The organism is Mameliella sp. CS4 (assembly GCF_019392335.1).
GTDB lineage: Bacteria > Pseudomonadota > Alphaproteobacteria > Rhodobacterales > Rhodobacteraceae > Antarctobacter.
The window spans coordinates 1-247 of the sequence record NZ_JAHXRQ010000246.1 but is presented as its reverse complement, the minus strand read 5'-3'; the positions used below and the strand labels follow the sequence as shown (position 1 = coordinate 247).

Below are 247 nucleotides of genomic sequence, written 5' to 3'. Positions count from 1 at the left end.
CCAGTTGAAGGTCGGGTTGTAATACATCTTGGCGAAACCGACCGGGATCTTGAACCACCAGGAACTGTCTTTGCCGCCGGCTTCCAGCAGCAACACGGAGTATTCGCCCGAGGCGGACAACCGGTTGGCCAGGACGCACCCTGCGGCGCCGGCGCCGGCGATGATGTAGTCATATGTCATGCACAATTACCGCGTTATTCGTAGTGAAGTGCCTGGCTCAGCCTTTGGCCGGCGAGGTGTCTTTGAC

At 58.7% G+C, this 247-nt stretch carries 1 protein-coding gene; it reads right to left on the bottom strand.

Features of this window, described 5'->3' with window-relative positions:
• The coding region (locus tag KZZ07_RS27260; RefSeq protein ID WP_219520154.1) for an NAD(P)-binding protein at positions 1-180 on the bottom strand (180 nt) is incomplete at its 3' end.
• Positions 181-247: the final 67 nt, after the last annotated feature.